Source organism: Mesorhizobium sp. MC2-1-1 (assembly GCF_057597255.1).
On the sequence record NZ_CP195205.1, the window covers coordinates 658,204 to 684,410 of the forward strand.

General features: G+C 63.8%; 24 protein-coding genes and 2 pseudogenes. 15 read left to right on the forward strand and 11 right to left on the reverse strand.

Going from position 1 to position 26,207, the window contains the following annotated elements:
- Positions 1-67: 67 nt before the first annotated feature.
- Complete coding sequence (locus ACR64R_RS03060) at positions 68-2,932, reverse strand: tetratricopeptide repeat protein (RefSeq protein ID WP_487360220.1); 2,865 nt, start codon at positions 2,930-2,932, stop codon at positions 68-70.
- 360 nt (positions 2,933-3,292) lie between these two features.
- Between ACR64R_RS03060 and recO the strand changes: the two genes are divergently transcribed.
- Positions 3,293-4,051, forward strand: a complete 759-nt coding sequence (gene recO, locus ACR64R_RS03065) for a DNA repair protein RecO (protein ID WP_487360221.1) — start codon at positions 3,293-3,295, stop codon at positions 4,049-4,051.
- Between the two features lie 114 nt (positions 4,052-4,165).
- On the opposite strand, the gene ACR64R_RS03070 is transcribed toward recO, so the two are convergent.
- Complete coding sequence (locus tag ACR64R_RS03070; RefSeq protein ID WP_487360222.1) at positions 4,166-4,630, reverse strand: NUDIX hydrolase; 465 nt, start codon at positions 4,628-4,630, stop codon at positions 4,166-4,168.
- Positions 4,631-4,901: 271 nt separating this feature from the next.
- Here ACR64R_RS03070 and ACR64R_RS03075 point away from each other — a divergent pair, with 271 nt between their 5' ends.
- From ACR64R_RS03075 to ACR64R_RS03110, 8 genes are all read left to right on the forward strand, one after another.
- Complete coding sequence (locus ACR64R_RS03075) at positions 4,902-7,679, forward strand: DUF2339 domain-containing protein (RefSeq protein WP_487360223.1); 2,778 nt, start codon at positions 4,902-4,904, stop codon at positions 7,677-7,679.
- A 49-nt stretch (positions 7,680-7,728) separates the two neighbouring features.
- The gene (locus ACR64R_RS03080; protein WP_487360224.1) at positions 7,729-7,971 is read left to right on the forward strand and encodes a type II toxin-antitoxin system VapB family antitoxin; all 243 of its coding nucleotides are present in this window, start codon (positions 7,729-7,731) and stop codon (positions 7,969-7,971) included.
- A complete protein-coding gene (locus tag ACR64R_RS03085) occupies positions 7,971-8,384 on the forward strand; it encodes a type II toxin-antitoxin system VapC family toxin (RefSeq protein WP_487360225.1) in 414 nt (137 codons plus the stop codon). Before ACR64R_RS03080 ends, ACR64R_RS03085 begins: the two co-directional genes overlap by 1 nt.
- 160 nt (positions 8,385-8,544) lie before the next feature.
- Positions 8,545-9,063 carry a sigma-70 family RNA polymerase sigma factor gene (locus tag ACR64R_RS03090; RefSeq protein ID WP_487360226.1) on the forward strand — a complete coding sequence of 173 codons (519 nt, stop codon included), beginning with the start codon at positions 8,545-8,547 and terminating at the stop codon, positions 9,061-9,063.
- Positions 9,060-9,854, forward strand: coding sequence for an anti-sigma factor family protein (locus tag ACR64R_RS03095; RefSeq protein ID WP_487360227.1), 795 nt, complete (start codon positions 9,060-9,062; stop codon positions 9,852-9,854). Before ACR64R_RS03090 ends, ACR64R_RS03095 begins: the two co-directional genes overlap by 4 nt.
- 207 nt (positions 9,855-10,061) lie before the next feature.
- Positions 10,062-11,159: a peptidase C39 family protein gene (locus ACR64R_RS03100; RefSeq protein WP_487360228.1), complete on the forward strand. Its 1,098-nt coding sequence runs from the start codon at positions 10,062-10,064 to the stop codon at positions 11,157-11,159.
- A 4-nt stretch (positions 11,160-11,163) separates the two neighbouring features.
- Positions 11,164-12,618, forward strand: a complete 1,455-nt coding sequence (locus ACR64R_RS03105; protein WP_487360229.1) for a RimK family ATP-grasp domain-containing protein — start codon at positions 11,164-11,166, stop codon at positions 12,616-12,618.
- Between the two features lie 15 nt (positions 12,619-12,633).
- Positions 12,634-12,906, forward strand: a complete 273-nt coding sequence (locus tag ACR64R_RS03110) for a DUF3303 domain-containing protein (protein WP_487360230.1) — start codon at positions 12,634-12,636, stop codon at positions 12,904-12,906.
- Here the strand turns inward: ACR64R_RS03110 and ACR64R_RS03115 are convergent.
- On the reverse strand, positions 12,897-13,850 hold the full coding sequence (locus ACR64R_RS03115) for a LysR substrate-binding domain-containing protein (RefSeq protein ID WP_487360231.1): 954 nt from the start codon (positions 13,848-13,850) through the stop codon (positions 12,897-12,899). The genes ACR64R_RS03110 and ACR64R_RS03115 overlap by 10 nt on opposite strands.
- Before the next feature lie 84 nt (positions 13,851-13,934).
- Here ACR64R_RS03115 and ACR64R_RS03120 point away from each other — a divergent pair, with 84 nt between their 5' ends.
- Positions 13,935-14,876, forward strand: coding sequence for a fatty acid desaturase family protein (locus tag ACR64R_RS03120; RefSeq protein WP_487360232.1), 942 nt, complete (start codon positions 13,935-13,937; stop codon positions 14,874-14,876).
- Between the two features lie 198 nt (positions 14,877-15,074).
- Here ACR64R_RS03120 and ACR64R_RS03125 read toward each other — a convergent pair whose 3' ends face one another.
- The 3 genes from ACR64R_RS03125 to ygfZ form a co-directional block, all read right to left on the reverse strand.
- Positions 15,075-17,168: a putative bifunctional diguanylate cyclase/phosphodiesterase gene (locus ACR64R_RS03125; protein ID WP_487360233.1), complete on the reverse strand. Its 2,094-nt coding sequence runs from the start codon at positions 17,166-17,168 to the stop codon at positions 15,075-15,077.
- 112 nt (positions 17,169-17,280) lie between these two features.
- A complete protein-coding gene (locus tag ACR64R_RS03130; protein ID WP_487360234.1) occupies positions 17,281-17,919 on the reverse strand; it encodes an HD domain-containing protein in 639 nt (212 codons plus the stop codon).
- The gene (ygfZ, locus tag ACR64R_RS03135) at positions 17,919-18,794 is read right to left on the reverse strand and encodes a CAF17-like 4Fe-4S cluster assembly/insertion protein YgfZ (RefSeq protein ID WP_487360235.1); all 876 of its coding nucleotides are present in this window, start codon (positions 18,792-18,794) and stop codon (positions 17,919-17,921) included. Before ygfZ ends, ACR64R_RS03130 begins: the two co-directional genes overlap by 1 nt.
- Positions 18,795-18,879: 85 nt before the next feature.
- On the opposite strand from ygfZ, the pseudogene ACR64R_RS03140 reads away from it, so the two are divergent.
- A pseudogene (locus ACR64R_RS03140) lies at positions 18,880-20,212 on the forward strand (dihydroorotase).
- Here the strand turns inward: ACR64R_RS03140 and ACR64R_RS03145 are convergent.
- The 4 genes from ACR64R_RS03145 to ACR64R_RS03160 all read right to left on the reverse strand — a co-directional run bounded on the left by ACR64R_RS03145 (position 20,209) and on the right by ACR64R_RS03160 (position 22,625).
- On the reverse strand, positions 20,209-20,988 hold the full coding sequence (locus ACR64R_RS03145; RefSeq protein ID WP_487360236.1) for a hypothetical protein: 780 nt from the start codon (positions 20,986-20,988) through the stop codon (positions 20,209-20,211). The pseudogene ACR64R_RS03140 and the gene ACR64R_RS03145 sit on opposite strands and share 4 nt — an antisense overlap.
- Positions 20,989-21,134: 146 nt before the next feature.
- The gene (locus tag ACR64R_RS03150; protein ID WP_487360237.1) at positions 21,135-21,392 is read right to left on the reverse strand and encodes a hypothetical protein; all 258 of its coding nucleotides are present in this window, start codon (positions 21,390-21,392) and stop codon (positions 21,135-21,137) included.
- Positions 21,393-21,749: 357 nt separating this feature from the next.
- A complete protein-coding gene (locus ACR64R_RS03155; RefSeq protein ID WP_487360238.1) occupies positions 21,750-22,127 on the reverse strand; it encodes a TIGR02301 family protein in 378 nt (125 codons plus the stop codon).
- 72 nt (positions 22,128-22,199) lie between these two features.
- Positions 22,200-22,625, reverse strand: coding sequence for an NUDIX domain-containing protein (locus ACR64R_RS03160; RefSeq protein WP_487360239.1), 426 nt, complete (start codon positions 22,623-22,625; stop codon positions 22,200-22,202).
- A 117-nt stretch (positions 22,626-22,742) separates the two neighbouring features.
- On the opposite strand from ACR64R_RS03160, the gene ACR64R_RS03165 reads away from it, so the two are divergent.
- Positions 22,743-23,504, forward strand: coding sequence for an SOS response-associated peptidase (locus ACR64R_RS03165; RefSeq protein WP_487360240.1), 762 nt, complete (start codon positions 22,743-22,745; stop codon positions 23,502-23,504).
- A gap of 109 nt (positions 23,505-23,613) precedes the next feature.
- Here the strand turns inward: ACR64R_RS03165 and ACR64R_RS03170 are convergent, their stop codons facing one another.
- On the reverse strand, positions 23,614-23,769 hold the full coding sequence (locus ACR64R_RS03170) for a hypothetical protein (protein WP_487360241.1): 156 nt from the start codon (positions 23,767-23,769) through the stop codon (positions 23,614-23,616).
- Positions 23,770-24,161: 392 nt separating this feature from the next.
- Between ACR64R_RS03170 and cysS the strand changes: the two genes are divergently transcribed.
- The 3 genes and pseudogenes from cysS (at position 24,162) to ACR64R_RS03185 (ending at position 26,181) form a co-directional block, all read left to right on the forward strand.
- On the forward strand, positions 24,162-25,604 hold the full coding sequence (gene cysS / locus ACR64R_RS03175; protein WP_487360242.1) for a cysteine--tRNA ligase: 1,443 nt from the start codon (positions 24,162-24,164) through the stop codon (positions 25,602-25,604).
- Positions 25,592-25,798: pseudogene (locus ACR64R_RS03180) on the forward strand (DUF559 domain-containing protein); the annotation flags it as partial. The gene cysS and the pseudogene ACR64R_RS03180, both read left to right, overlap by 13 nt.
- Positions 25,795-26,181 carry a VOC family protein gene (locus ACR64R_RS03185; protein WP_487360243.1) on the forward strand — a complete coding sequence of 129 codons (387 nt, stop codon included), beginning with the start codon at positions 25,795-25,797 and terminating at the stop codon, positions 26,179-26,181. The pseudogene ACR64R_RS03180 and the gene ACR64R_RS03185, both read left to right, overlap by 4 nt.
- The last annotated feature ends 26 nt before the right edge of the window (positions 26,182-26,207 follow it).

Genomic DNA, 26,207 nt, shown 5'->3' on the forward strand with positions numbered 1-26,207 from the left:
CATCCAGCTCAAGCTTTTGCAAGCTTCACGAACTTCCTGCTTTGCACCTTTGCCAAATCTTCTGGGCCTATGGCGACGCGCTCAACTCGCGCAGCGCGGCCTTGGCCGCGTGGTATTCGTCGAAGCTCCGGGGGCAGTCGCTGGCGGCGACCCGGTAAAGGCGCAAGGCTTCATCCCCCAGATCGCGCAACCGGCTGAACTCGGCCGTATAGAAATTGGCCTCGCAGACCTGTCCAGTTTTCGTGGTTGCATCCGGATTTTCGGCTGCCCTCAACGTGTCGGCGGGGGTGCTGGCGCCCAGCAGCATGCGGACAACGGGCGCCGGCCACTTCGTCATATCGAGCCTGCCAGCCGCGTCTTGCAAGTGGCCCGCCTCGCCGGCGCGCCGGTCGGCCAGATCCAGCCAAATCGCTAAATACGCATTGTCAGGGATCAGGGCGGCGGCCTCTCCGAAATCGGCCCGTCCCTTGGCCAGCGATCCCGAATAGAAGTATTCAAGGCCCCGATCAAAGTGGGCGAAGGCGTCTTTCGGATCGAGGGAAATCGCCCGGCTGAAATCATCCAGGGCGCGGGTATGATCGCCTTGGTCGCTCCATACCTCGCCACGGTGCCGGAAGTACTCGCCGTTTGACGGCGCGAGCGCGATCGCCTGGTTGAAATCGGCCAAGGCTCGATCGTTCTCCCCTTTGTCTGCCCAAGCCAGGCCCCGGTTGGCATATGAGGCTACGTGCTTAGGATCGAGTGTGATCGCTCGATTGTAGTCAGAGATCGCGCCGTCTCGGTCACCCTTCTTGTACCGGGCTGCGCCACGGACGCCATGTAGCCCGGCATTTGACGGATCGAGGAGGATTGCCTGGCTGTAGTCGGCAATCGTGCGGTCATAGTCTCCTTTGATGAACCAGGCTTTGCCTCGGTTGGCATAGGCGGTGACAAACTTGGGATCAAGACCGATGGCCTTGTTGTAGTCGGCTATGGCGCGGTCATTGTCGCCCATCTGCGCCCATGCGATGCCTCGGTTGGAGTAAGGGATGGATTGCATGGGATCAAGGTTGATGGCTTGGCCGTAGTCGGCGATCGCTCTGTCGAATTGGCCCTGCCCAACCCAAAGCACACCCCGGTTGACGTATGCGGCGACAAACTTGGCGTCGACCGTGATCGCCTGGCTGTAGTCCGCCATCGCACGATCCTTGTCGCCCTTTTGCGCCCACGCCAGGCCTCGATTGTAATAGGTGCGGGGTTGCTTCGGATCGGAGGCGACCGCCACGTCGAAGTCAGCGATGGCGCGGACAACTTCTCCCTTGCCTAACCACGCCAGTCCTCGGCCATTGTGCGCTCCGGCATGGTTTGGATCGAGGCTGATCGCCTTGTCGTAATCGGCAATTGCAAGGTCGTAGTCGTTCTTTCGTGCCCGGATCATGCCGCGGTTCACATGGGTGTCTACTTGGTCGGGGTCGAGGCTGATCGCCTTGTCGAGATCAGCGACAGCGCGGTCAACATCGCCTTTGGCCAGCAAGGCGGCGCCTCGGTTGCCGTAGGCGTTCGCGAACTTTGGATCGATGCCGATCGCCTGATCGGAATCGGCGATGGCTTGGTCATAATCGCCCGCTTTCAGCCTCACAAGGCCACGATTGCCGTATGGATAGGCATCTTTCGGATCGAGGCGTATCGCCTCGTCGAAATCTGCAAGCGCGCGGTCGGCCATGCCCTTGCGCAACCAGGACAAGCCGCGGTTGTTGTAGATGATCTCGGATTTTGGGCTGATACCAATTGCTTGGTCGAAGTCGGCAATGGCGCGATCGTCCTCTCCCTTTTTGTGCCAGGCCATGCCACGGTTGGTGTAGGCCCTGAAATTCTTCGGATCGAGGGTGATTGCCTGGCTGTAGTCGGCGATCGCATGATCGTTGTCGCCCTTGGCAAACCACGAGTTGCCCCTGTTGTAATAGGCGTCGCCTAATTTTGGATCGAGGCTGACCGCCTGGTCGTAGTCGGCGATTGCACGTTCATGATCGCCCTTGTGCGCGAATGCCAGGCCCCGGTTGGAATAGGAGATGGCGATTTTCGGATCGAGGCTGATCGCCATGTTGTAGTCAGCGATGGCGCGATCATGGTCACCCTTGGTGTCCGACAGCAGTCCACGATTGACGTAGGCGTAGGTAAATTTCCGATTGAGCGTGATTGCCTCGTCGTAGTCAGCGAGCGCGCCGTCATTGTCGCCCGCCTTACCTCGAGCACCCGCACGCCTGTAAAAGGCCTCGGCGTCCTTCGGATCCTGGCTTATAGCGGTGTCGAAGTCAGCGATAGCCTTTTGATTGTCGCCCTTGTTTACCCAAGCGCTGCCGCGATTCAGGTAGGCATAGGTAGCTCTAGGATCGAGGCTTATCGCCTGGCCATAGTCAGCCAAAGCGTGGTCATAATCGCCCTTGCGTTCCCAAGCGATACCTCGGTTGTAGTAGGAAATCGAATGCTTCGGATCGAGATCGATCGCTTGATTGTAGTCATTGATGGCGCGGTCATTCTCGCCCTTGGTAACCCACTGCAAGCCACGATTATTGTAGGCATTGATGTTCTTGGGGTCGAGATTGATCGCCTGGTCGTAATCAGCGATCGCCCGATCACTGTCACCTTTGTGTGCCCATGCCACGCCTTGGTTGTATAACGCTGTGCCATTTTTCGGATTGAGGCTGATCGCCCTGTCATAGTCCTCGATGGCACGGTCATAATCCGCATTTGCGGACCAGGCATTGCCGCGCATGAGGTAAGCGGCGCTGCGCTTGTCCGCGCCTTGAGCACCATCACTGATGATCTTCGTGCAAGCCTCGATTTGCCGGTCCGCGCCAACGGGCTGACCAACACAGTCGGCATAATCTTGGTCAACCCGACCACAGCCGGCCAGCCCCAACAAAATGACTACGCCGCTCAGCAAGCGCGACATCAGCATATTCCCTCCCCCTCACCGAAGCGGTCATCTACTGATACTTGAAGCAAGAATAGTGTACAAATATCTGCGAACGGCTGTAGTCGCACGCCCCGAAATAAGACGTCTCAGGCGCACATAGTGACTGCCGCAGCCAACCGAATTGCCCGTTTGCCGCCGAAATTTTCGAAGTGGGCCAACCGCTGCGAAAGTCCGCTCTCAGGCGACGCACAACCTGATAAACACGGCCGTGATAGGGCGCATTACCGCCATTCTCGACACAGCCAATGAAAATCGCCAACGAGCCCGAGCCGACAATCAGCCGGCGGGCCGCTCGTGTCCTTGATTTCGCCGCGCAACGGGTGAAAAGCTCGGCGCATGGAATGGCGCGACGAGGGAATCGTTCTCGGCACCCGCAGGCATGGCGAAACCAGCGCCATCCTCGAGGTGATGACGCGCGCCCATGGCCGCCATCTCGGCCTGGTGCGGGGAGGGCGCTCGCGCAAGCAGCAGCCGGTGCTGCAACCCGGCAACCGCGTCGAGCTTATGTGGCGGGCGCGGCTCGACGAGCATCTCGGCGTCTTCCAGGCTGAAGCGATCGAGATGAATGCCGCGCGGCTGATGGACAGCGCGGTCGCCGTCTACGGCCTGCAGACCATGGCCGCGCATCTGAGGCTCCTGCCCGAGCGCGACGCCCATGGTGGCCTCTATGAGGCGCTTGCCGTGATGATCTCCCATCTCGACGATGCCGATGCCGCGGGCGAGCTCGTGGCGCGCTTCGAACTGCTCATCCTCGATGAACTGGGCTTCGGCCTCGATCTCAGCCAATGCGCGGCGACCGGCACCAGCCAGGACCTCGCCTATGTCTCGCCGAAATCCGGACGCGCCGTCTCGCGCGGGGCCGGCGCCCCATGGCACGACAAGATGCTGGCGCTGCCGGCCTTCCTGCAGCGCGGCTCCGGCCTGCGCGCGGATGCGGCGTCGCTCGAGGCGGCGTTCCGGCTGAGCGGCTTCTTCTTCACCCGCCATGTCTACGAGCCGCGCGGCCTCGAGCCGCCCGACGCCCGCGCCGGCTTCCTGGCCGCGCTGCGCCGGCATCATGCTTCAGTAAGGGCGCTTGCGGGCGAAGCGGGATAGCAGGGCAGGCCGCCAAAAGCGGTTCAGCGTTTCGCAGAATCGGGGACCGTTCCAAGTCTCTGTTTTTTCGCAGTTCCGGACGGAAAACCGCTACGCACTTTTCCTGAAATTGCTTTAGCCGGCGCCGCGCCGCTCCAGGAAATCGTCCAGCATGGCGCGCTGGCCTTTCAGGATCTTGAGGCCGGCTTCGGGCAGCGTGAACCAGCCGGCCCGATCCACCTCGGGAAACGCCTTCATGCTCCCCGATTTCGGCGGCCACTCCATGGTGAACATGTTGCTCTTGATGGCATTGGCGTCGAGATCGGCCTCGACGCTCCACGCCACCACTATCTTGCCGCCCGGCTGCCTGTAGCTGCCGAGCGGCTTGAAGTCGCCGTCGATGGCGACGCCGAGCTCCTCCTCGGCTTCCCGCCTGGCGGCTTCGAGCTCATCCTCGTCGTCGCCGATCAGTCCCTTCGGGATGGACCATGCGCCCTCATCCTTTCGCGCCCAGAACGGACCGCCCGGATGGACGAGCAGGAATTCGAACACACCGCTTATGTGCCTGTGAATCAACAAGCCCGCGCTTTTCTGCGGCATCGGTCACCTCGCGGCATCTATTCGCCCGCGTGAGAATAGCACGAGTATTTCGCCGCGCAGGTCACGCAATCTCGCCGGCAGCCCCTGCGGTCTAATATTGGATAAGCCGGCAAGTTGCTGGCATTCGGCCGCGAAACATGCTCGATCTTGTTAGCCGGCCCGATCTTGTTAGTCGGCCCGATCTTGCTAGCCGGCAAGGCGCTGATTTGGGTCAGCCGTCTCATCGCCGCATTTGTTGGCCACGCTTGGTCTGGTTTTGAGGGAAACCACCATGTTTTTCAGCCTGATCTCCATTGCCGCCGTCATAGCTCTTTTCGTCATCGTTTCGCGCCAGCAGAACCGCATCGCGCTGGTCGAGCGCGAGGTCGGCGTCCTGCGCGGCTTGGTGCAGTCGGGCGCTTCGCTGTCCGCGCCCAAGGCGGCCGCCGCCGCGCAGGAAGGTCTTGCTGAGAAGGCCAAGGCAGCCGTGGCGCCTGCGGCGCAGTTGGCTGGCGGAGACATCGCCGCGAAGCCGGAGCCGGCCGAAGAGGAGATAGCAGCGGGACCCTGGACGAAGGCCCAGGCGGCCGCGGCGCAATCCGTTGAGTCACCAGAATTGGTAGAATCGGCGCAACCCGCCACCGTCGCCGAGACGCCCGCAGCAGCGGCGCCCGCAAAAGCGGCGCGCCAGACAGACGTGGAGACGGCGCTGGGCACGCGCTGGGCGGTCTGGGTCGGCGGCATCGCGCTGGCGCTGGGTGGCCTGTTCCTGATCCGCTACACCATCGAGGCCGGCATTTTCGGTCCCGGCGTGCGCCTCGCCATGGCCGGCATCCTTGGCCTAGCGCTGATCGCCGGCGCCGAATTCATCCGCCGCACCGGCTTCAAGGTGCCGGTGCAGGGCGCGGCCGGCGCTTACATCCCCTCCATCCTCACGGCTGCCGGCGCCTTCATCCTGTTCGGCACGGTCTACGCGGCACACGGCATCTATGGCTTCATCGGTCCGGCGACCGCCTTCGCGCTGCTTGGCGTCATCGGCGTCGCGACCATTTGCGCTTCCCTGGTGCATGGCCTGGCGCTGGCCGGTATCGGCCTCGTCGGCGCCATGGTCACGCCGGCGCTGGTCGCCTCGCAGGCACCCAATCCCTGGGCGCTGTTCGTCTATCTGGCGATCGTGCTTGCGGCGAGCGCTGCAACCGCCCGTATCCGCGACTGGAAAGCGCTCATGGCGGCTGCGTTCGCCGGCACCGGCATCTGGACCATTCTCTACATGGTCGACGCGCCGGAGGTGAACCTCGCCGCCGTCCTGTTCATCAGCCTGGCCACGCTCGCCGTGCTTGCCTTCGTCTGGCTCGGCCTTTTCCTGGCTGCTGGCCGCGACGCGCCGGCGCGTGGCTTCGACTGGCCATCCATCGTGCCCGGTTTCTTCATTGCCTTGAGCGCGCTGGGCCTGTCCGTCGATCCGGCGTTCGCCGGCGCCGGCGGTGCCTGGCACGGCGCCGTCCTGCTGGTTGCGCTGGTCGCGGCCGCGCTCTACCGGCCGCGCGCGCTTCCGCTGGTCTTTGCCGCCGGTGTCGCGACAGTGCTGATCTACCTCGGTATCATCCCGCCCGCCACGCTCGGCGCCGATGCGCTCGATGTCGGGCTGGACGCTCAGCCCCTCGCGTCGGCCGACACGCTCACATTCCGCATCGGCATCGCGCTTGGCCTGGTCTTCCTTGCCGCCGGCTTCTGGGCGGCGCGCCGCTTCGCCGCCACCGCTCCGATACGCGCGGCCTGCTGGGCAGCCTGGGGAGTCATTGTCCCCCTGGCGGTGCTCACCGCGCTGTGGGTGACCTTCGGCGATATCGACCGCGACCTCGGCTACGCATTGCCGGCGCTGTTGCTGGCGCTGGTCTTCACTGCCGGCGGGGAATGGATCGCGCGCGCGGAGGAGCCGCCGCTGACCGGCGGCCCGGCCGTGTCATTCGCGCTGGCCGGCGCCGGTATCGCCGGCCTGCTGATGCTGCACATGGCCTTCGGCTCCGGCTGGACGACCGTGCTGCTCGGCGCCGCCGCGATTGTTCCGGCGCTGGCCACGCGCCGGCGCTCCTACCCGGTGCTGGGCTGGATCGCGGTGGGCGCGGCGGTCGCCGTGCTTGCCCGCGTCGCCTTCGATCCGACCATCGTCGGCGCGGCGTTTCTTTCCAGAACACCGGTCTTCAACTGGCTGCTGCCGGGCTATGGCATTCCGGCGCTCGCCTTCGGCTTCGCCGCCTGGCAACTCGCCCGCACCACCAACGGACGCCCGCGCCTTGCCATGGAGGCGGCCGCGGCGCTGTTCGCGCTGCTCACCATCGCCATGCTGGTGCGCCACGCCATGCATGGCGGCGTCATCGACACCGGCGCGGTGACCCTCGCCGAACAGGCTATCTACACGCTGATCGCGCTCGGCGCCGGCGCCATGCTGGTCGCCATCGACATGCGCTCGCCAAGTTCGGTGCTGCGCTATGGCTCATTGGCTGCCGGCGTGGTCTCGGCGGGCTTGATCGCCGTCCAGCATTTCGTGGTGCTGAACCCGCTGCTGACGGACGAGTCGACCGGCACGATCCCGGTCTTCAATCTCCTGTTCCTCGCCTACCTGCTGCCCGCGATCGCGGCTGGCGCGCTGGCGCTCTATGTCCGCGACAAGCGCCCGCGATGGTATTCCGCGATGCTGGCGCTGATCGCCGCGCTGCTTGCCTTCGCCTATGCGACGCTCTCGGTGCGCCGCCTGTTCAAGGGAGAGTTCATCGCCTTGTGGAGCGGCCTCGGCCAGGTCGAGACCTACACCTATTCGGCGCTTTGGCTGGCCATAGGCGTGGGGCTGCTGACCGCCGGCGTATGGCTGAAATCGCAGGTGCTGCGCATCGCCTCCGCGGTGCTGATCGCGGTTGCGGTGGTGAAGGTCTTCCTCTTCGACATGTCGGAGCTGGAAGGCGTGCTGCGCGCGCTCTCCTTCATCGGCCTCGGCGCCGTGCTGATCGGCATCGGGCTGTTCTACCAGCGGCTGCTGACGCGGGCGGCAAGGCAGAGCGGCGAGAATTCTTGAATGGATATTCGTTATCGTATATAGAGAATATTCATCGGAGGATATTCGGATGCCGCTCTACATACGGGACGATGAAGTGGACGCGCTGGCCGCAAAACTGCAGCGTGAGACGCAAGCGCGGAGCAAGACCGAGGCAGTGCGGACAGCTCTTTTGAATGAACTGGAACGCCATCGGGCCAAGATTCCGCTGCGTGACCGGATCATCAGGCTGCAAGAGGAGGCGAAGAAAATCGGTCTGCCCAATCTCGATTTCGACATGAAGAAATTCACCGATGAGATGTGGGAAGATTGATGTTTGTCGATGCTTCGGTGATCGTCGCCATCCTCAACCAGGAAGCTGGCTGGGAGGGGCTGTCCAAAAGACTTTCCGAGTCTGTCAGCTTCCACGTCTCCGCGATGGTCCGTTTTGAGGCGACGCAGGCTCTGGCCAGAGCCGGCGCGGGTCCTCGCAAGCCGACTGCTGAAGCGCTCCTGAAGGCTCGCGATCTGGTAGATCAGCTTATTGTCGAAATCGGCGGTGAAAATGTGCCGATCGGCGACGAGATCGGTTCGCAAGCTATCGACGCCAGCGCTCGCTACGGCAAGGCAGTCGGTCACGAGGCTGATCTGAATATGGGCGACTGTTTTGCCTATGCCTGTGCCAAGGCGCTCGATATTCCGCTTCTCTACAAGGGTAACGATTTCCAGCTGACTGATTTGAGATAATTGGCTTTCTCGCTGATTGGCCGGAATAAAACGGCCTACGCCATCGTTGTTCTCGTGCTTGGGTAATCGCAGCGGTTCGGCCGCTTAGCGCTGACTGCTTGCGCCGCGCCGGGAAGGCGCGTTCAATCGGAATGCAAAGCGACCTCGAAACAAAGCGGTCATGGACGACAAGAAGGCAGCGATCCTGAGCGAAATACCGCGGTTGCGGCGCTATGCGCGCTCGCTGCTGCGCGACCGCGATTCCGCCGACGACCTTGTCCAGGATTGCCTGGAGCGGGCGCTGGTGCGGCTCGACAACTGGCAGACTGGAGAAAACCCCCGGAGGTGGCTGTTTACGATCATGCATCACTTGTTCATCGACCAGATGCGCAAGGTCAACCGGCGCGGCGAGGCGGCGATGCTGCCTCTCGAAGCCGGTGAGGCCCAATCCGCGCCCGCCGATCAGGTCGAAAGCATCGCCTCGCGCGAGATCATGGATGCCCTGCAGGCGATCAGCCCCGATCGCCGCGCGGCATTGGTGATGGTCGCCATCGAGGGCTTTTCCTATGCCGAGGCCGCCAACATCCTTGGCGTGCCGGCCGGCACGCTGATGTCGCGAATCGCCCGCGGCCGCGAGGAATTGCGAGGCCTGCTCGAGGACACATCGCGCCGCCGCTCGATAAGGATCGTCGAGAAATGACCCGCCGCGATTTCACCGAACGCGATATCCACATGGCCATCGACGGCGAGCTGCCGGGCGAGGAGCGCATGGCCTATGACGCCTGGCTCGAAGCCAATCCCGAGATGAAGGCGAAGTCGGCGCGCTACATTGCCGATCGCGCCGCCATGCGCGCCGCCTTCGCGGGCGTGATGGACGAGCCGGTGCCGGCGAGGCTGCGGCAGGCAGTATTTGGCGAGGCGTCCGCGAAGGCGACTGCCTGGCGCTCGCGCTGGTGGCTCTCGGCCGCCGCCGCCTTGGTACTGGCCGTCGGTGGGCTCGGTGGCTATGTCGCCGGCATGGACGGTATCGGCCGCGGCCACGACAGCGACGATCAGCTCGCCGAGCAGGCGATCGCCGCTCATGTCATCTACGCCGCCGAGAAGCGGCATGCCGTCGAGGTCGCGGCGAGCGACAAGGACCATCTTCAGACCTGGTTGTCGAACCGCGTCGGGCTGAAGCTGGTTGCGCCGGACCTTGCGGCCGAAGGCTTCGAACTGGTCGGTGGCCGGCTGCTGCCGGCCGGCAATCAGGGCAAGGCGGCGATGCTGCTCTACGAGGACGCCAAGGGCGAGCGGATTTCGCTCTTCGTCACCGCCGATTCGTCCGCGACCTCCAAGGGCACCTACGCGGCCGAGGCAGGTGGGCCGGAGGCGGTCTACTGGCTGGACAAAGGCTATGCCTGCGCGGTCGTCGGCTCGTTACCGCCGGATCGGCTCTCGGATGTGGCAAAGAGCGCTTATGGCCAGCTCGTGGCAGGCATATCGAGCTGAACCGGCTGCGTTTTTCGGCGGCCGGCAGCCCTTTGAACGTCAATTCCGTTCAAAGGCTTCCTCCTTTCCTGCCGTGGCGGAAACTGTCACAATTCGGCCCTAATCAAGGAGCGATAGCGCTTGATGGAGACCGGCATCTTGGCCGGTGTTCGCGACGCATCCACCGGGGCCGTTTCCACAACCCAATCGAGGTTCTCCCAAGCCCTTATGCCTGCCGAGATTCGCAAGGCCCGCGCGTCAGACGTCGATGACCTAGCCGCCATCGAGAAAGCGGTGTTTCCGGGCGACCGGCTGTCGCGCCGTTCCTTCCGTCAATTCATCGAACGCGAAACCGCCGAGATGCTGGTGGCTGAAAGCGAGGGCCGGGTCGCCGGCTATGCGGTGGTGTTGTTTCGCAAGGGCAGCGGCGTGGCGCGTCTTTATTCCATCGCTGTCGGCCCTTTCTTCGGCCGCCTTGGCGTCGGCCGCCTTCTGCTCGCCGCCGCCGAGGAGGCAGCGTATGAGCATGACCGGCTGTTGCTGCGCCTCGAGGTGCGCGAGGACAATGATCGCGCCATCCATATTTACGAGCAAGCAGGCTATCGAAAATTGGGCCGGGAGCCCGACTATTACGAGGATGGCGCCACGGCGCTGCGCTACGAGAAGACGCTGCGCGGCGACACACCCACGGCGACCAGGGTGCCGTTCTACCAGCAGACCTGCGAGTTCACTTGCGGCCCATGCTGCCTGATGATGGCGATGGCCAATTTCGACCCTGGCTTCGTGCCGGACCCGGTTATGGAGATCCGCCTGTGGCGTGAGGCCACCACCGTCTTCATGATGTCGGGACCCGGCGGCTGCGAGCCTTTCGGCCTGGCGGTCGCCGGCTATGAGAGCGGGCTCGCCGCCGAGATATTCGTCTCCTTCTACGGCGCGCTCTTCCTGCAATCGGTGCGCAGCGAGGACAAGCGCCGGGTGATGGAACTTGCCCAGGTCGATTTCCGCCGTCGCGCCGAGCTTTACGGCATCCCCGTCAACTACCGTCCGTTCGGCATCGGCGACATCCGTGACGCCTTGGCCGAGGGCAAGCTGGTGGTGGTGCTGGTCAGCGGCTTCCTCATGTTCGGCAAGAAGGTGCCGCATTGGGTGCTGGCCATCGGCGACGATGGCGACCATATCCTCATCCACGACCCTTGGGTCGAGGATGAAAGGCAGGAAACGATCCTCGATGCCGCGAACATTCCGGTGCCCTACGACATCTTCATGAACATGGCGCAGTTCGGCCGCGACGGTTTGCGCGCCGCCATCACTCTGGGAAAACGCTGAGACAATGACCTGGGTAATCCTGACAGGCAGGCAGAACGATCTCGACCAGGTGGCCACGCCCCACAAGATCATCACCAATCGCGACTATCTCGCGCATCCGGCGCTGTTCCGCGGCCAGCGGCCGAAGGTGATCAACCTGTCGAACAATTACGCCTACCAGAGCCGCGGCTACTACGCCTCGCTGCTTGCCGGCTCGCGTGGTCACCGGGTGATCCCGACCGTCGAGACCATGATCGACCTTTCCGAGCGCAAGCTCTACGAGCACGCGCTGCCGGAGCTCGAGCTTGCCTTGAACAAATGCCGCAAGGACCTTGGCGGGTCTTTTCCGGCCAAGGTCGCGATCTTCTTCGGCATCGGCCCGTCCAAGGTCTGGGACCGCTTCACAAGGCTCCTGTTCGACTGGTTCCGCGCGCCGGCGCTCGAGGTCCATATCAAGGACAGCGCCGAATGGGCCTCGATCCGCAAGATCGGCTTCCTGCCGCTCGCCCGCATGACGGAGAGCGAGGAAGAGTCCTTCCTGCAGTGCCTGGAGACCTACACCAGCCGCGAGTGGCGCGACACGAAGGGCCGCACGCCCGCGCGCTACACGTTCGCCACGCTGGTCGACCCGCATGAGGAACTGCCGCCGTCGGAGATCTCCTCATTGCGCTACTGGGCGAGGATCGCCGAGAAAATGGGGGTCGAAGTCGAGCCGATCACCAGGAAGGATCTCGCCAAGCTCGCCAACTACGACGCGCTGTTCATTCGCGAGACCACCTCGATCTCCAACCACACCTACCGCTTCGCGCGCCGCGCCCAACAGGAGGGCATGCCGGTGATCGACGATCCGCTGTCGATGATCCGCTGCACCAACAAGGTCTATCTCAACGAGTTGATGACCTACAACAAGGTGCCGGTGCCGCCGACGGTGATGATCGCCGGCTCGTCCGACCTGGAGCTCGCGGCGCAGACGCTGGGTTTCCCGCTGGTGCTGAAGATCCCGGACTCCTCCTTCTCGCGTGGCGTCAAGAAATGCGAGAACATGGCCGAGCTGACCAAGCTCGCGACCGAATGGCTGGAGGACTCCGATCTCCTGATCGCGCAGAAATTCATCCCGACAGAATATGACTGGCGCGTCGGCGTGCTCGGCGGCCAGCCACTGTTTGCCGTGCATTACCTGATGGCGAAGAAGCACTGGCAGATCGTCAACCACAAGGCGAGCGGCAAGCCCGACCAGGGCGGCATCAAGACCTTCACGCTGAAGCAGACGCCGCCGCATGTCGTCGAGACGGCTGTGAAGGCGGCCAAGTGCATCGGCGACGGCCTCTACGGCGTCGACCTCAAGGAGACCAAGGACGGCGTCTTCGTCATCGAGGTCAACGACAATCCCAATCTCGACCATGGCTGGGAGGATTCCGGCGAGAAGGACGAGCTTTGGATTCGGCTGACGCAGTGGTTCCTGGAACGCCTGGAGCGGTAATCATTTGGGGGAAGGATGCTGTTTTTCGTCATCGAGGATTTTCACGGCTCGGACCGCAAGGAGATCTACCGCCGCTTCCGCGACAAGGGCCGGCTGAAGCCGGAAGAGCTTGTCGTGCACCACAGCTGGATCGCCGGCGATATGAGCCGCTGCTTCATGGTGGTGGAAACCGATGACGTGACGATCCTGCAGCGCTGGGTCGTGGAATGGGCGGATCTCGTGGAGTTCGAGATCGTTCCCGTGGCCAGCAGCAAGGACATGGTCGCGGCGCTTGCCGGTCATCTTTGAACGGGCATGCTTTGCTGCCGCCAGGCTGGCGTCGCGACAAGCGCCGGCGATCCGACGTCGCGCCGGCATTCCCCGATCAGCCATTCGCGGAACGCCGCCACGATGTCTCGCCTTGCGCTGCGTTCGGGGATCGTCAGGCAATAGGGCTGGCGCAGCGCCAGGGACCGGCTAACCGGCCGGACCAGGAGGCCCGCTTCCAGGGCCTTGGCGCAGTAGACCCCTTGCGCCAGCACCACGCCAAGACCCGAGATGGCGAGATCGAGCGCCGCGCGCGACGAGTTGGCCGACAGGCCGCGCCGCGCCGCGCGACCCGGCTCGTTTCCCGCCGCTTCGAACCAGTTGCGCCAGGATGGGAAGGATGCTCCGGTCGGTCCCCAATCGGTGTGGATGAGTGGCAAGCCGGCAAGGCTGTCGGATCCGGTCGTGCCCGCGAGCGTCGGCGCGCAGACGGGATAGACGGCGTCCCTGACGATCTCCTCGGTCGGATGCTCTCGGTAATGAGGACCGTAAGAGAGGCGGATGTCGATCAGTTCATGGTCGAACGGCGCCGGATCGTCGTCGCCCCTCAGCGATATGTCGGCGGCGCCATGGCGGGCAACGAAGCCGGCGAGGCGCTCGGAGAGCCAGCCCATCGCCATTGAGGGCGGCACCGAAACGACGAGCCTTGGCCGGAATGCACCGCCTCCGACATCCCTCGCGACACTGCTGATTTCCCTGAAGGCCATGCTGAGCCTCGGCAGCATCTCCACCCCGGCCTCGGTAAGCACCGCGCGGCGGTTGACCCGGTGGAACAGTTTTCGTCCCATCTGCTCCTCGACGGTGCGGATGAGCTGGCTGACGGCTGCGGCCGAAACCGACAATTCCTCGGCGGCCGCGGCGAAGCTGCCTGTGCGGGCCGCCGCTTCGAAGGCCTGAAGTCCGCGCAAGGAGGGAAGGGCGACCATGACAAACCAAAAGATAAGCTGACCTTACCTGTTTTGCAGAAATCTTCGTTTTTCGAAAGGTTTCTTTCTGGGTAACGTGATCCGATGAACTCAATCGCCAACGACGACACCGTTGACCATCGCCAAATCATAGCCTCGCTGACGAATGAGGAGCGCGGCCGGCTGACCGGAAAGTCCGACGGGCCGGGCCTTGTCCAGTTCGCTCTCCATCTTGGCGCGATAGTCCTCCTGGGCGCGCTGATCGCCGCCAGGGTGCCGTTCTGGCCGGTCCTGATGCTGCCGCAGGGCATCCTCATCGTTTTCCTGTTCACGCTGCTGCATGAAACGGTGCACAGGACGGCCTTCGAAACGCAGTGGCTGAACGATATCGTCGCGCGTTTCTGCAGCCTGGCGATCGCGCTACCGGCCGATTGGTTCCGCTATTTCCACTTCGCCCATCACCGCTTCACCCAGGACCCGGAAAACGATCCTGAGCTGGCTTTCCCGAAGCCCGAGACCGTGCGGCAATACATCGTCCACGTCTCCGGCCTGCCGGTCTGGTGGGGGCATTTCAAGACGCTTAACAGCAATGCACTGGGGCGCTGCCGCGACAGCTACGTGCCGCCCAAGGGCCTGCCGAAGGTGAAGGCCGAGGCGCGGGCGATGATTGCCTTCTATGTCGTCCTGCTGGTGCTAGCGGTCTGGTTCAAGGCATCGGTGCTGCTCTATGTCTGGATCGTGCCGGCGCTGCTCGGCCAGCCCTTCCTCAGGCTCTACCTGCTGGCCGAGCACGGTCGCTGTCCGTTCGTCGCCAACATGCTGGAAAACACCCGCACCACACTCACCAACTGGTTCGTGCGCAAGCTTGCCTGGAACATGCCTTATCATGCGGAGCATCATGCCTATCCCGGCGTGCCGTTCCACCAGCTGCCGGAATTCCACAGGCTGATTGCGCGGCATCTCAAGGTGGTCGAGCCCGGCTATGTGAGCTTTCACGAGAAATATGTCGCGACGCTGCGCCAGAGCAATTCCAGCAGAATTGCGTAGCGGTTTTCCGTCCGGAATTGCGAAAAAGGACTTGGAGCGGTCGCCTCAGCTGCTCACAAATACGCTCCGCCCTGGCCTTCGCCGGCAGAAGCCGTCCTTAAGGGTCTCCGCTCCATGAAGGTTCCGGCCGGCGTAGGCCGGTTCTCGCAATCCCCCATTTCCGGCGCAGTCTGACCTCAATCTCGACAAGGGCCGGAATCAGCCCTGCTGGTGCAGCAGCGCCTGCGCGCGCAGCAGCCGGCGTATCTCGGTCTCCTTGGTCGGCACGCCGATCAGATAGCCTTGCGCCTCGCCGCAGCCGGCCTTGCGCAGCATGTCCAGCTGGGCTTCGGTCTCGACGCCTTCGGCGGTGACAGTGATGCCGAGTTCGGCGCCAAGCCCGATCACGGTGCGCACGATCGCCGCCGTGTCGCGCTTGTCGAGGTCGTGGATGAAGGAGCGGTCGATCTTGATCTTGTCGACGGGGAAGCGTCGAAGGTAGCCGAGCGAGGAATAGCCGGTACCGAAATCGTCGAGCGCGATGCGCACGCCGAGGGCGCGCAATTGGCTGAGCGTCTTCAGCGCCGCGTCGCTTTCGTTCATCATCACCGTTTCGGTGATTTCGAGCTCCAGGCGGTCGGCCGGCAGGCCGGAAAAGGCGAGCGCCGACATGACACCGCGGGCGAAGCCCCCGCTCTTGATCTGCGCGGCCGAGACATTGACGGCCATGCGCACGTCCGGCGGCCAGTTGGCGGCCACGTTGCAAGCCTTGCGCAGCGCCCAGTCGCCGAGCTGCACGATCAGTCCGGTTTCCTCTGCGGCGGCGATGAAGTTCTCCGGCGACACCAGGCCGCGCGACGGCGAGCGCCAGCGCATCAAGGCTTCCGCGCCGACAATCCTGCCGGAGCCGATGTCGAAGATCGGCTGGAAATCGAGCTCGAACTCGCGCTTGGAGAGTGCTGTTTCGAGATCGATTTCAAGCGCACGGCGCTCCCGCACCAGGGCGTCCATGCCCGGCTCGAAGAAGCGGTAGACGTTGCGGCCCTCGCTCTTGCCGCTGTAGAGCGCCATGTCGGCGTTGGTGAGCAGCGTGTCGGCGTCGTGCCCGTCGCCGGGATGGAGCGCAATGCCAAGGCTCGCGCCCACATGCATTTCGCGTCCCTTGTCGCGATAGGGCTTGCCGACGGTCTCGATGATGCGCTTGGCAAGCTTTTCGGCGTCGGCGATGCCCTTGATACCGAACTGGATGATCGCGAACTCGTCGCCCCCGAAGCGGGCCACCACGTCCTTGTTGCTGCGCACGCAATGCTGCAACCGCTTGGCGACGCATTTCAGCAGCCAGTCTCCCGCCGGGTGGCCGAACGTGTCGTTGATGGCCTTGAAGCGGTCGAGGTCGAGCGAGAAGATCGCCAGCGGCCGGGCCTCGGCTTCGGCCAGCGTCTGGTCCAGCCGTTCGCGAAACATCGAGCGGTTGGGCAGGTTGGTCAGCGTGTCGTGATGCGCAAGATGGGTCATGCGCTCCTCTGCGCGCCGACGCTCCGTCACATCCTCGAAGGTCGCCACCCACCCGCCGCCGGTGAGCGGCCGCCTCAGGACGAAGAGCGTTCGGCCGTCGACCAGCGCGCGATAGCTCGATCGCGACTGACCGGCCTTCAGGCTGGCCTGCGTTTCGCTGATTTCGACGTCGACTTCGACCGGCGCGAAGATGCCGAGGCGAATGAGTTTGTCCAGCATCTGGCGATGTGTCATGCCGAGCGGGAAATCCGCCGCCTTGGCGTTGCACAGATCCAGAAAGCGCTGGTTTCGCACGATCAGGCGGCCGTTCTCGCCATACATCAGCAGGCCTTGCGACATGTTGGCCAAAGCGGCGTCGAAGCGGCGGTGTTGTTCCTTCAGTTCAGCCTCGTCGCGCCGCCGGCTGGTCACATCTTCATAAATCGAAACCCAGCCGCCGACGGCGATGGGCCGGTGCGAAATGACGATGATGCGTCCGTCCGACAAGACTTCCTCGTAGGTCGAAGGCTTGGCGCCGTCGATATAGGGCTTGCGGATGGCGTAGAGCTCGCTGGCGCTGTGCGAGGCGATGCCGAGATCGACGCTGTGCTGCAGGATGTCCAGGAAAGGGATTCCTGGCTGCACCACATTCTCATCCAGGCCGAAGAGGTCGATATAGTTGCGGTTGCAGATTATCATCCGCTCATCGGCGTCGAACATGCATAGCCCGTGCGACATGTTCTCGACAGCCGCCGCGAAGCGCTCGTTCTGAGCCCGTAATTCTTCCGCGATCAGCCGCGTCGGACCGGTGTCGGCCATTTTTCGCCTGCCGGCGATGGAAGCAGTCTTGATATGTGCGCCTGGCATGAGAACGCCTTCAGACCGTAACCGAACGCGATACTGTCCGGCAGCCGGTTAATTTAGCGTTCTTTCACGGGGCGGAACTCGCGGCAGGCGAAGTCTGGCGCCTGGCCTCCAGCGTCGTGAAACGTTTGAGGAAAGCCGTTTGCGCCCAGGTCACGGATCTTGGCGTGAAGTCGAAGCGGTCGGCTGAGAAGCCGCGCGGTCGGCCGAAATACTCGGTCGCTTCTGCCGTCGAAAAGCCGGCGAGCAATGTCGCTTCGAAATATGCGGCTATCTGGTCGGCGCGCTTGATGTCCTTGCGCAAGGGGGCGCCGAGTTCGGCCGGCAGCGAGAAACGCAGGTGTATGGCGCGCTGCAGGCGCAGTTCGCAGTCCTTGTAGGAACCGCCCATCACCGATTTGAACGGCGAGATCATGTCGCCGATGACATATTCGGGCGCGTCGTGCAGCAGCGCGGCGAGGCGCGCTTCGGCCGTGGCCTCGGGCGCCAGTTCACCGTAGAGCGTCTCGACCAGCAGCGAGTGTTGCGCGACCGAGAACGCATGGTCGCCGCCAGTTTGGCCGTTCCAGCGGGCGACGCGCGCAAGGCCGTGCGCGATGTCGGCGATCTCGATGTCGAGCGGCGATGGGTCGAGCAGGTCGAGCCGGCGGCCCGACAGCATGCGTTGCCAGGCGCGCGGCGGCGCGCCGGCCCGGTCGGCCGCCATCAGGCCTCCTCCGCGCTGGCCGCGTCCTGCGGGAAGGAGAACTTCGCCCAGCCGGGAATTGCGAGCTTGACCGGAACCGCGCCCGCCATGATCGCCTCGCCGGCATCGAGGGCCGCCTTGACGCGGTCGATGCGGGCAATGGCGAGACCGGTCCGGCCGCCGACGGACCCGAGCGCGCCCACCGGCCGGCCGGCAACGGTGAGTTCCGTCCCCGGAGCGGGCAGGGGACCATCTGCCGATGCGATCAGCACACGTCGCCGCGCGGTGCCGCGGTGCTGCATGCGCGAGACCACCTCCTGGCCGATATAGCAGCCCTTCTTGAAGCCGACGCCGCCGGTCTCGTCGAGCAGCACGTCGTGCGGAAAGGCGTCGCCAAGCTGGTAGTCCGAACCGCTTTCCGCGATACCGTTGCCGATGCGCAGCGTCCGCCATGCCTCGGGGTCGCCGCCTTCCGCCGAGCCGCCATGAACGCGTCTGACAGCCACGTCGAGAAAACGGGCGTCGACGAGCGATGTGGAACCGGCCCCGAATGAATCAAAAGGTGAAGCGATTGAATCATCGCCCCACGCGATCGTGACAAGCGCTTGGTCCTGCTTGGCAATCTCGGCTTTTGCCCTCAGCCGATAAAGCATCAGCCGGCGTACGAAATCGTCGGCGATGTCGGACCGGCATTCCAGTTGGAAGCCGTTCTCGCCGGCGCGCGAGATCAGGAAATCGAACAGGATCTTGCCTTGGGGCGAAAGCAGCGCGCCGGGCTTTGCCTCGCCGGGCTTCAGCGTGTCGAGGTCAGTGGTGAGGATGTTCTGCAGGAAATGCCCTGCGTCGGGGCCAGATACGGAGATGAGCGCGCGGTCTTTGAGCTGGGCAAAGGGCATGGGCGTGAAATCGGCCTGATCTTGCAAAATGGTCGGTCATTACGTAAGCCGGCCACACTCCCCCCGCAAGAGATTGGACCTGCCCATGGCAACCACCTTCGACCTCATCCTGACAGGCGGCACGGTGGTCAACCATGACGGCGAGGGGCGGCGCGACATCGCCGTGAAGGCCGGACGCATCGCGCGCATCGGCGATCTCGGCCAGGCCTCGGCCGGCGAAACCATCGACTGCACGGGTCTGCACATCCTGCCGGGCGTCGTCGACAGCCAGGTGCATTTCCGCGAGCCGGGCCTGGAACACAAGGAGGACTCTGGAGACAGGTTCCCGCGCGGCGGTGCTGGGCGGCGTCACCGCCGTCTTCGAGATGCCCAACACCAATCCGCTGACCACCAGCGAAGCGGCGCTCGCCGACAAGGTGCGCCGCGCCACGGGCCGAATGCATTGCGACTTCGCCTTCTGGGTCGGCGGCACGCGCGACAATGCCGGCGATGTCGGCGAACTGGAACGGCTGCCGGGCGCCGCCGGCATAAAAGTGTTCATGGGTTCGTCCACCGGCGACCTGCTGGTCGAAGACGACGAAGGCGTCGCCTCGATCCTGCGCAACACCCGCCGTCGCTCGGCCTTCCATTCGGAGGACGAGTTCCGCCTGCGCGAGCGGCTTGGGCTGCGCATCGAGGGCGACCCGTCATCGCATCCCGTCTGGCGCGACGAGACCGCAGCACTTCGGTGCACGGAACGCCTGGTGCGCATCGCAAGGCAGACACGCGCGCGCATCCATGTGCTGCATATCTCGACGGCCGAGGAAATCCTCTTCCTCGAACAGCACAAGGATGTCGCCACCTGCGAGGCCACGCCGCATCATCTGACGCTGAGCGCCGACGACTATGCGCGGCTGGGCACATTGATCCAGATGAACCCGCCGGTTCGCGCCGCCCGCCACCGCGACGGCGTCTGGCATGGCGTTTCGCAGGGCATCGTCGATGTGCTGGGCTCCGACCACGCGCCGCACACGCTGGCGGAGAAGGCAAAGGCCTATCCGGCCTCGCCTTCGGGTATGACCGGCGTACAGACGCTAGTCCCGATCATGCTCGACCACATCAATGCCGGCCGGCTCACCTTGCAGCGCTTCGTCGACCTTTCCAGCCACGGTCCGCAGCGCATCTTCGGCATGGCCAGGAAAGGGCGCATCGCCGCCGGCTACGATGCCGATTTCACGATTGTCGACATGAAGCGGCGCGAGACCATCACCAATGCGCAAGCCGGCTCCAGGGCCGGCTGGACACCCTATGACGGCAAGGAGGTCACCGGCTGGCCGGTGGGCACCGTCGTGCGCGGCGCGCGCGTCATGTGGGAAGGCGAGATCGTGTCGCCCGGCCAGGGCAAGGCGGTCGAGTTTTCCGAGGCGCTGCCGGCTTAATCACCGGCGACGAAGAACAGCCACTGTCCCGTCGGCGTGATGCCGACGCGGTAGAAGATGTAGGCCCCGAACCGCTTCATGTCGTCATAGTCGCTTGCGGTGACCAACTTAAACAGTTCGACACGTTGCCTGGGATCGAGCTTGTCGAGCGGCAGCGCGAAGAAATAGGGCCAGACATAGAGTTCCTGCGGCGTGCCGGTGTCGACATGGACGTAGCCCGCCGACAGCACCTCTTCGAGGATGGCAAGGATTTCCTGGCCGTCGCTGTCGCCTGAAAGGCCCTTGAGGAAGGTGATCGGGTCGCCGTCTATATCGCCCAGCGACAATTGCGTCATGGAATCGCCCTTGCCGATAAGCGACCTCAGCTTCTCGATGTCGCCGGTCCGACAGGCCTCGATGATCAGCCCGTGCATGCGCCTGACCGGTTCGGGAAGCGTGTTGAGGTCGTAGACCACCGCCGGCGGCGGCGCGTCCGGATCGGCGCGCGGGCTGGTGACGCCGCCATTGGCGGGAGGCGTTTGCGGCTTCGACTTGTCCGTGTCGTCGGCCGGCTGGCCGCTGTCCGGGGGCTTGGAGCCGGGCGTCTCCGGCATCGGCACGACACTGCCGGGCAGGGCGCTGTCGCCATTGGCGGGCGGGGCGACAGGGGAAGGCAGATCCTCGCGCTGGATCTCGCTCAGCGCGAGTGAAGGCGTACTGGCGAGGCACAGAGGCAGCGCCAGGCAGGAGGCGGCGACCAGGATGTTGAGGGTCAGCCCGCGTGGCCGGCCTGACATCGAAAATCTCACCGCTTGCCTCTCCGTTGTTCCCGGGGGTCGCCCGTCGGCCGGCGCTCAACATGTGCGAGCGCTTGGGCATTTTGCCCAAATGGCGTGTCGCCGTCAAAAAATCGTGGTCGAAAATTCGCTGTCGAAATGGGCGGCTAGTGCTTCAGCCGTTCCGGCTCGAAGGCGCCGGCTACCACCTTTTCCCGCATGCGGTCGAGGAGGGCCAGCGCGGAGGTTTCGCCATTGGCGCGCAACATTTCGCCGAAGGCGGTCTCCAGCGCCGCCTCAGCGATGATTTCCGGCTCTATGCCAGCCGACAGGCCCTCCGCCCAGGCTTCGCTGTGGCTCTCGACCGCAGTCAGGCGCTTTTCTTCCCTGACCAACGCATCGATGTCGCTGACACCATGTTCCATTGCGATGTCCACCTTACTGCAAGCGGCGATCCGATGACGGATCCGGCTTGGCTCTCAGTTTGTCCGCAGTCTCAAATAAGTCTTTGTAAATACGACATTTTTAGGGTCGAAATCTACTTTGCCGGCAAGACTGCGCTCAATCGATGTCAAGCTTAGCCGATTAGACCGGCTTGCGGGATCAAAACCTTCAGTTTGAGTTAATTCCACAATTATGCGCTAACGTTTCGTTAGTACTGTTGCGAAACTGCAACACATGATTGCACCAGAGCGGGACAGGAGACAAGAAGGCAGCTCACATTGGCGCCGATTGGGGCAGGAAAAACCGCCAAAAAACGCGAAGCAGCCGCTGATCCGACCTCAATTGCCGTAGCGGGAAGCGATGTCGCGCGACAACGTCTCGCCTTCTTTCATGTAGCGGGCGATGGCCTCGGTCGCGGAAGGCGTGCATCGTGTATAGGTGCCGCTGAAGGAGCGGTAGCCGCGGTTGAAGGATGCGATGAAGCGGGCGCGCCGTTCAGGATCGGGATTTTCCGATTCGAGCAGCTTCTCCATCTCGACTCGCCACTGGTCGCCCTTCTCGCCGCACAGATTGCGCAAGAAATGCAGCGATCCCAGCACCTCGGCGAGCCGAATCAACCCGGGCTCGAAAGGCGCTTCCACGGCGCGCGCCGGAGACGCCGCGACGGCGATGCCGATGGCGAGGCAAGCGGCGAGGACGAGAGAGGCGCGCATCATCAGGGCCTTGGCGAGAGAGAGCCAAGGCTTTTTGGCGAAACATTTTGTCGCCTGCAAGGCCATTCTGGATGCTTACCGCTCGGCCTCTGGAGTGCACCCGAGCAATTCCTCGGCGACGGAAAGAACGTCGCCGGCAAGCGGCATATCGGCCATCTCTGCCAGCGAGTAGAACGCCGCGGTCTCGGCGTCGTCGCTGGCCACCGGTTCGCCGCCGGCATAGGCGGCGCCGAACACCGTCAGCAGGTAGTCGACCGCGTGGTTTTCACCGCTCCCGTCGATATGGATGTCGCGCAGCGGGCGGTAGCCCGTCGCCTCGAGCCCGGTCTCTTCCAGCAATTCGCGCGCCGCAGCGGCGGCGAGCGCTTCGCCCGGCTCGACCTTGCCGCCGGGATAGGCATACAGCCCTTGCGATGGCGCCCGCCCGCGCTTGACCAGAAGCACGGTGCCGCCGCGCACGACGGCGACGGAGACGGCCGGTATGATCTTGCGCTGTTCCATGGATCGCCGTTTTCCCGCAGCCTGTTGTGGACCGATCGGCCCGACCGGTTATTACCCGTTGCGGCGCAGCGGTTCCACCGCCACTTTCCATAGCTATCGATTGACGAGCCCAGATCCATGTGCGGACGCTTTGCCCTGACCGCCACGCCGGACAAGACCGCGGCCTTTCTCGGCCTTGCCGAACTGGAGGACTTTCCGGCGCGCTACAACATCGCGCCGACGCAGCCGGTGCTCATGGCGCTCGCCGGCCCGCAGCGGGAACACGGCTCGAACCTGCCGGACCGCCAGGCGATGCTGGTGCGCTGGGGCCTGATTCCAGCCTGGGTGAAGGACACCAGTGAATTCCCGCTGCTGATCAACGCGCGCTCGGAAGGGGTGTTGGAAAAGGCGTCGTTCAAGACCGCGATGCGCCATCGCCGCGCATTGGTGCCGGCATCTGGCTTCTACGAGTGGCGGCAGTCGGGCGGAGCCAAGGGCCAGCCTTACTGGATCCGGCCGAAGCAAGGCGGGTTGATCGCCTTCGCAGGGCTGATCGAGACCTATGCCGAGCCGGGCGGCTCCGAGATGGACACCGGCGCCATCCTGACGACGCGGGCCAATGCCGCCATCGCCAACATCCATGACCGCATGCCGGTGGTGATCGAGGAACGCGATTTCAGCCGCTGGCTCGATTGCCGCACGCAGGAGCCGCGTGACGTGCTCGATCTGCTCGAGCCAGCCGAGCCCGACTTCTTCGAGGCGATTCCGGTTTCCGACCTTGTCAACAAGGTCGCCAACATCGGGCCGGAAATCCAGGAGCGCGGCATCGTTTCGCCACAGGCTGAAAGGCCCAGGCGACAGAAGCCTGGCGCGGACGAAAACCAGCTGACTTTACTTTAGCGAAGGCTGCTTGCCTCGAAAGGCAGCTTTGGGACCTTCATCTCCAGGACGCCATGGCGTCCTCTTCGCCGGTGTCCCCATCGCCGGGGGCCCTGCCGGTTGCGCCGTTTCAGGCAGCGCGCGGCGAAACGATCTTCTGCGCCGGCTTCTTCTTCTTCGCGGTATGAAGGAGGGCCGCGACAATTGCGGCCGGGCCGATCGCGCGGTATTGGCTGGCCAGCGCGGGCTGCGTTTGTCGGTTCTGTTCCTGCTTGCTGCGAGCCATGGTTCTCTTCCCTGGTAACGGTTTCGTGTTCGGCGTTTGCCGGTTGATTCGGACCAAATCGTGACGTTCGATGCGTCTAGCCGGCGAATGTTTCATCACTGTGCCGACATGTTTAATAAAATGTTTCGGGTCCCATTTACCTGTGATGCAGCGACATCTTTCCTGAGTGGAGCGACTTGACGGCAACAGCTGCCAGCGCGATAAAGCCGCCCATGAAAACGTCTTTCGCCATTTGTGGCATTTGCATTATTGGCTAGCCTCGCGCTGGTCCGGACGTTTTCGCCTCATCTTCCCCCAGATTGGACAAACGCCCCGGCCAGCAGGCTGGAGCCCGATTGCGCCCCGGCGCAAGGAAGGTTCCATCCAAGTTCTAAGGGATCGGAAGGGCACGCATGTCTGACGCATCGAAGGGCCTCAGCCTCTACAACACGCTGACGCGGACGAAGGAAGCTTTCCTTCCGATCGATCCGCGAAACGTGCGCATGTATGTCTGCGGCCCGACGGTCTACGACTTTGCCCATATCGGCAATGCGCGTCCGGCGATCGTCTTCGACGTGCTTTTCCGTCTGCTGCGCCATCTCTACGGCGAAACGCACGTCACGTATGTGCGCAACATCACGGATGTCGACGACAAGATCAACGCGCGCGCGCTTCGCGATTTCGGCGGCGAGATCGCGGCCGGAACGCTCTCGCTCAACGACGCGATCCGCAAGGTCACCGAGAAGACCGCCGACCAGTACCACAAGGATGTGGCTGCGCTCGGGTGCCTGCCGCCGACCTACGAGCCGCGCGCGACCGAGTTCGTCGCGCCCCGCGCCGACGGCAAGGCCGACATGCTGTCGCTGATCGGGCAGCTGATCTCGCGCGGCCACGCCTATGTCGCTGGCGGCGAGGTGCTGTTCGACACCGCTTCGATGCCGGATTACGGCGAATTGTCGAAGCGCAATCTCGACGAACAGCAGGCGGGCGCCCGCATCGCGGTCGACGCGCACAAGAAGAATCCTGGCGATTTCGTGCTGTGGAAATTGTCGAGCCCCGAAGAGCCGGGCTGGGAGAGCCCGTGGGGCAGGGGCCGGCCCGGCTGGCACATCGAGTGCTCGGCCATGTCGGCCGCCTATCTCGGCGAGGTCTTCGACATCCATGGCGGCGGGCTGGACCTGATCTTCCCGCATCATGAGAACGAGATAGCCCAGTCGCGCTGCGCCCATGGCACCAAGGTCATGGCCAATGTGTGGATGCACAACGGCTTCCTGCAGGTCGAAGGCCAGAAGATGTCGAAGAGCCTCGGCAATTTCTTCTCCATCCGTGAACTGCTGGAGACGGACACCTTTGGCGGCAGGAAATGGCCGGGCGAGGTGCTCAGGCTGGCGATGCTGATGACGCATTATCGCGAGCCGATCGACTTCTCCGTGCGCAAGCTGGAAGAAGCGGAAAACACGCTGCGCAAGTGGAAGCGCGCCGCCGACCTGGCGCCCATGGCCGCGAAGGAACTGCCGGCCGAGGTGGTGGAAGCGCTTTCGGACGATCTCGCCACCTACACCGCCTTCCAGCGGCTGACGCAGCTTGCCGGCGAGTTGAACGATGCCGGCGGCGAGAAAGCCGCCGCTTCCTTGAAGGCGGCGCTGGCCTTCCTCGGCTTCGACGTCGGCGCCGCCAAGGTGGATGAAGCGGCGATCGCGAAGGCGATCGCGGATCGGCTCGCGCTGATCGCTGCCAGGAACTGGGCTGACGCCGATCGCGTGCGTGACGAACTGCTGGCGCAGGGCGTGCAATTGAAGGACGGTAAGGACCCCGCCACCGGCCAACGCGTGACGACCTGGGAGATCAAACGGTGAGGGTGGATGCCGGCAACGTTAAAATAGAGAGATTGGCGCGAGGCGCGCCCCTCTTGGAGGCGCTGGGCTGGACCAGCTTGCGCTTCTGGAACGACGACGTGATCCGCGATATCGACAATGTCTGCCGGCACATCGTCATCGTGGCCGGCCTGGCCGTCGCGCCCGCGACACCAACGGAGGAGCTCGTCATATGATCGATCATCTCGGCATAAACATTGCCGATTTCGACGCTTCCAAGACCTTCTACGACAAGGCGATGGCGCCGCTGGGCGCCTCGCTGCTTTACATGGTGCCGCAGGAATATACCGGCGGCGCCAAAGTCGGCGGTTATGGCCGCGACCGGCCGGTGTTCTGGCTGAGCGACAGCACGGACAAGCCCAGATCAACCCAGCATGTCGCCTTCACCGCGCGCAGCCGTGCCGAGGTCGATGCCTTCCATGCGGCGGCACTTGCCGCCGGCGGCAGGGATAATGGCGGTCCGGGCCTGCGCCCGCACTATCACCCCAACTATTACGGCGCCTTCGTCCTCGATCCCGATGGTAACAACGTCGAGGCGGTCTGCCATGACCCGGAATGAGCCCCAGAAGCAGTCCATGATCGGGA

Coding starts and splice junctions, on each gene's coding strand:
- ACR64R_RS03125 (WP_487360233.1), bottom strand. CDS start 17,168: ATGGCCGACACCGGTCCGACGCGGCTGATCGCGGAAGAATTACGGGCT.
- ACR64R_RS03145 (WP_487360236.1), bottom strand. CDS start 20,988: ATGTCAGGCCGGCCACGCGGGCTGACCCTCAACATCCTGGTCGCCGCC.
- ACR64R_RS03170 (WP_487360241.1), bottom strand. CDS start 23,769: ATGGCTCGCAGCAAGCAGGAACAGAACCGACAAACGCAGCCCGCGCTG.
- ACR64R_RS03075 (WP_487360223.1), top strand. CDS start 4,902: ATGTTTTTCAGCCTGATCTCCATTGCCGCCGTCATAGCTCTTTTCGTC.
- ACR64R_RS03165 (WP_487360240.1), top strand. CDS start 22,743: ATGTGCGGACGCTTTGCCCTGACCGCCACGCCGGACAAGACCGCGGCC.
- ACR64R_RS03100 (WP_487360228.1), top strand. CDS start 10,062: ATGCCTGCCGAGATTCGCAAGGCCCGCGCGTCAGACGTCGATGACCTA.
- ACR64R_RS03160 (WP_487360239.1), bottom strand. CDS start 22,625: ATGGAACAGCGCAAGATCATACCGGCCGTCTCCGTCGCCGTCGTGCGC.
- ACR64R_RS03185 (WP_487360243.1), top strand. CDS start 25,795: ATGATCGATCATCTCGGCATAAACATTGCCGATTTCGACGCTTCCAAG.
- ACR64R_RS03060 (WP_487360220.1), bottom strand. CDS start 2,932: ATGTCGCGCTTGCTGAGCGGCGTAGTCATTTTGTTGGGGCTGGCCGGC.
- recO (WP_487360221.1), top strand. CDS start 3,293: ATGGAATGGCGCGACGAGGGAATCGTTCTCGGCACCCGCAGGCATGGC.
- ACR64R_RS03080 (WP_487360224.1), top strand. CDS start 7,729: ATGCCGCTCTACATACGGGACGATGAAGTGGACGCGCTGGCCGCAAAA.
- ACR64R_RS03090 (WP_487360226.1), top strand. CDS start 8,545: ATGGACGACAAGAAGGCAGCGATCCTGAGCGAAATACCGCGGTTGCGG.
- ACR64R_RS03105 (WP_487360229.1), top strand. CDS start 11,164: ATGACCTGGGTAATCCTGACAGGCAGGCAGAACGATCTCGACCAGGTG.
- ACR64R_RS03110 (WP_487360230.1), top strand. CDS start 12,634: ATGCTGTTTTTCGTCATCGAGGATTTTCACGGCTCGGACCGCAAGGAG.
- ACR64R_RS03070 (WP_487360222.1), bottom strand. CDS start 4,630: ATGCCGCAGAAAAGCGCGGGCTTGTTGATTCACAGGCACATAAGCGGT.
- ACR64R_RS03120 (WP_487360232.1), top strand. CDS start 13,935: ATGAACTCAATCGCCAACGACGACACCGTTGACCATCGCCAAATCATA.
- ACR64R_RS03095 (WP_487360227.1), top strand. CDS start 9,060: ATGACCCGCCGCGATTTCACCGAACGCGATATCCACATGGCCATCGAC.
- ACR64R_RS03115 (WP_487360231.1), bottom strand. CDS start 13,850: ATGGTCGCCCTTCCCTCCTTGCGCGGACTTCAGGCCTTCGAAGCGGCG.
- cysS (WP_487360242.1), top strand. CDS start 24,162: ATGTCTGACGCATCGAAGGGCCTCAGCCTCTACAACACGCTGACGCGG.
- ACR64R_RS03085 (WP_487360225.1), top strand. CDS start 7,971: ATGTTTGTCGATGCTTCGGTGATCGTCGCCATCCTCAACCAGGAAGCT.
- ACR64R_RS03155 (WP_487360238.1), bottom strand. CDS start 22,127: ATGATGCGCGCCTCTCTCGTCCTCGCCGCTTGCCTCGCCATCGGCATC.
- ygfZ (WP_487360235.1), bottom strand. CDS start 18,794: ATGCCCTTTGCCCAGCTCAAAGACCGCGCGCTCATCTCCGTATCTGGC.
- ACR64R_RS03150 (WP_487360237.1), bottom strand. CDS start 21,392: ATGGAACATGGTGTCAGCGACATCGATGCGTTGGTCAGGGAAGAAAAG.
- ACR64R_RS03130 (WP_487360234.1), bottom strand. CDS start 17,919: ATGGCGGCCGACCGGGCCGGCGCGCCGCCGCGCGCCTGGCAACGCATG.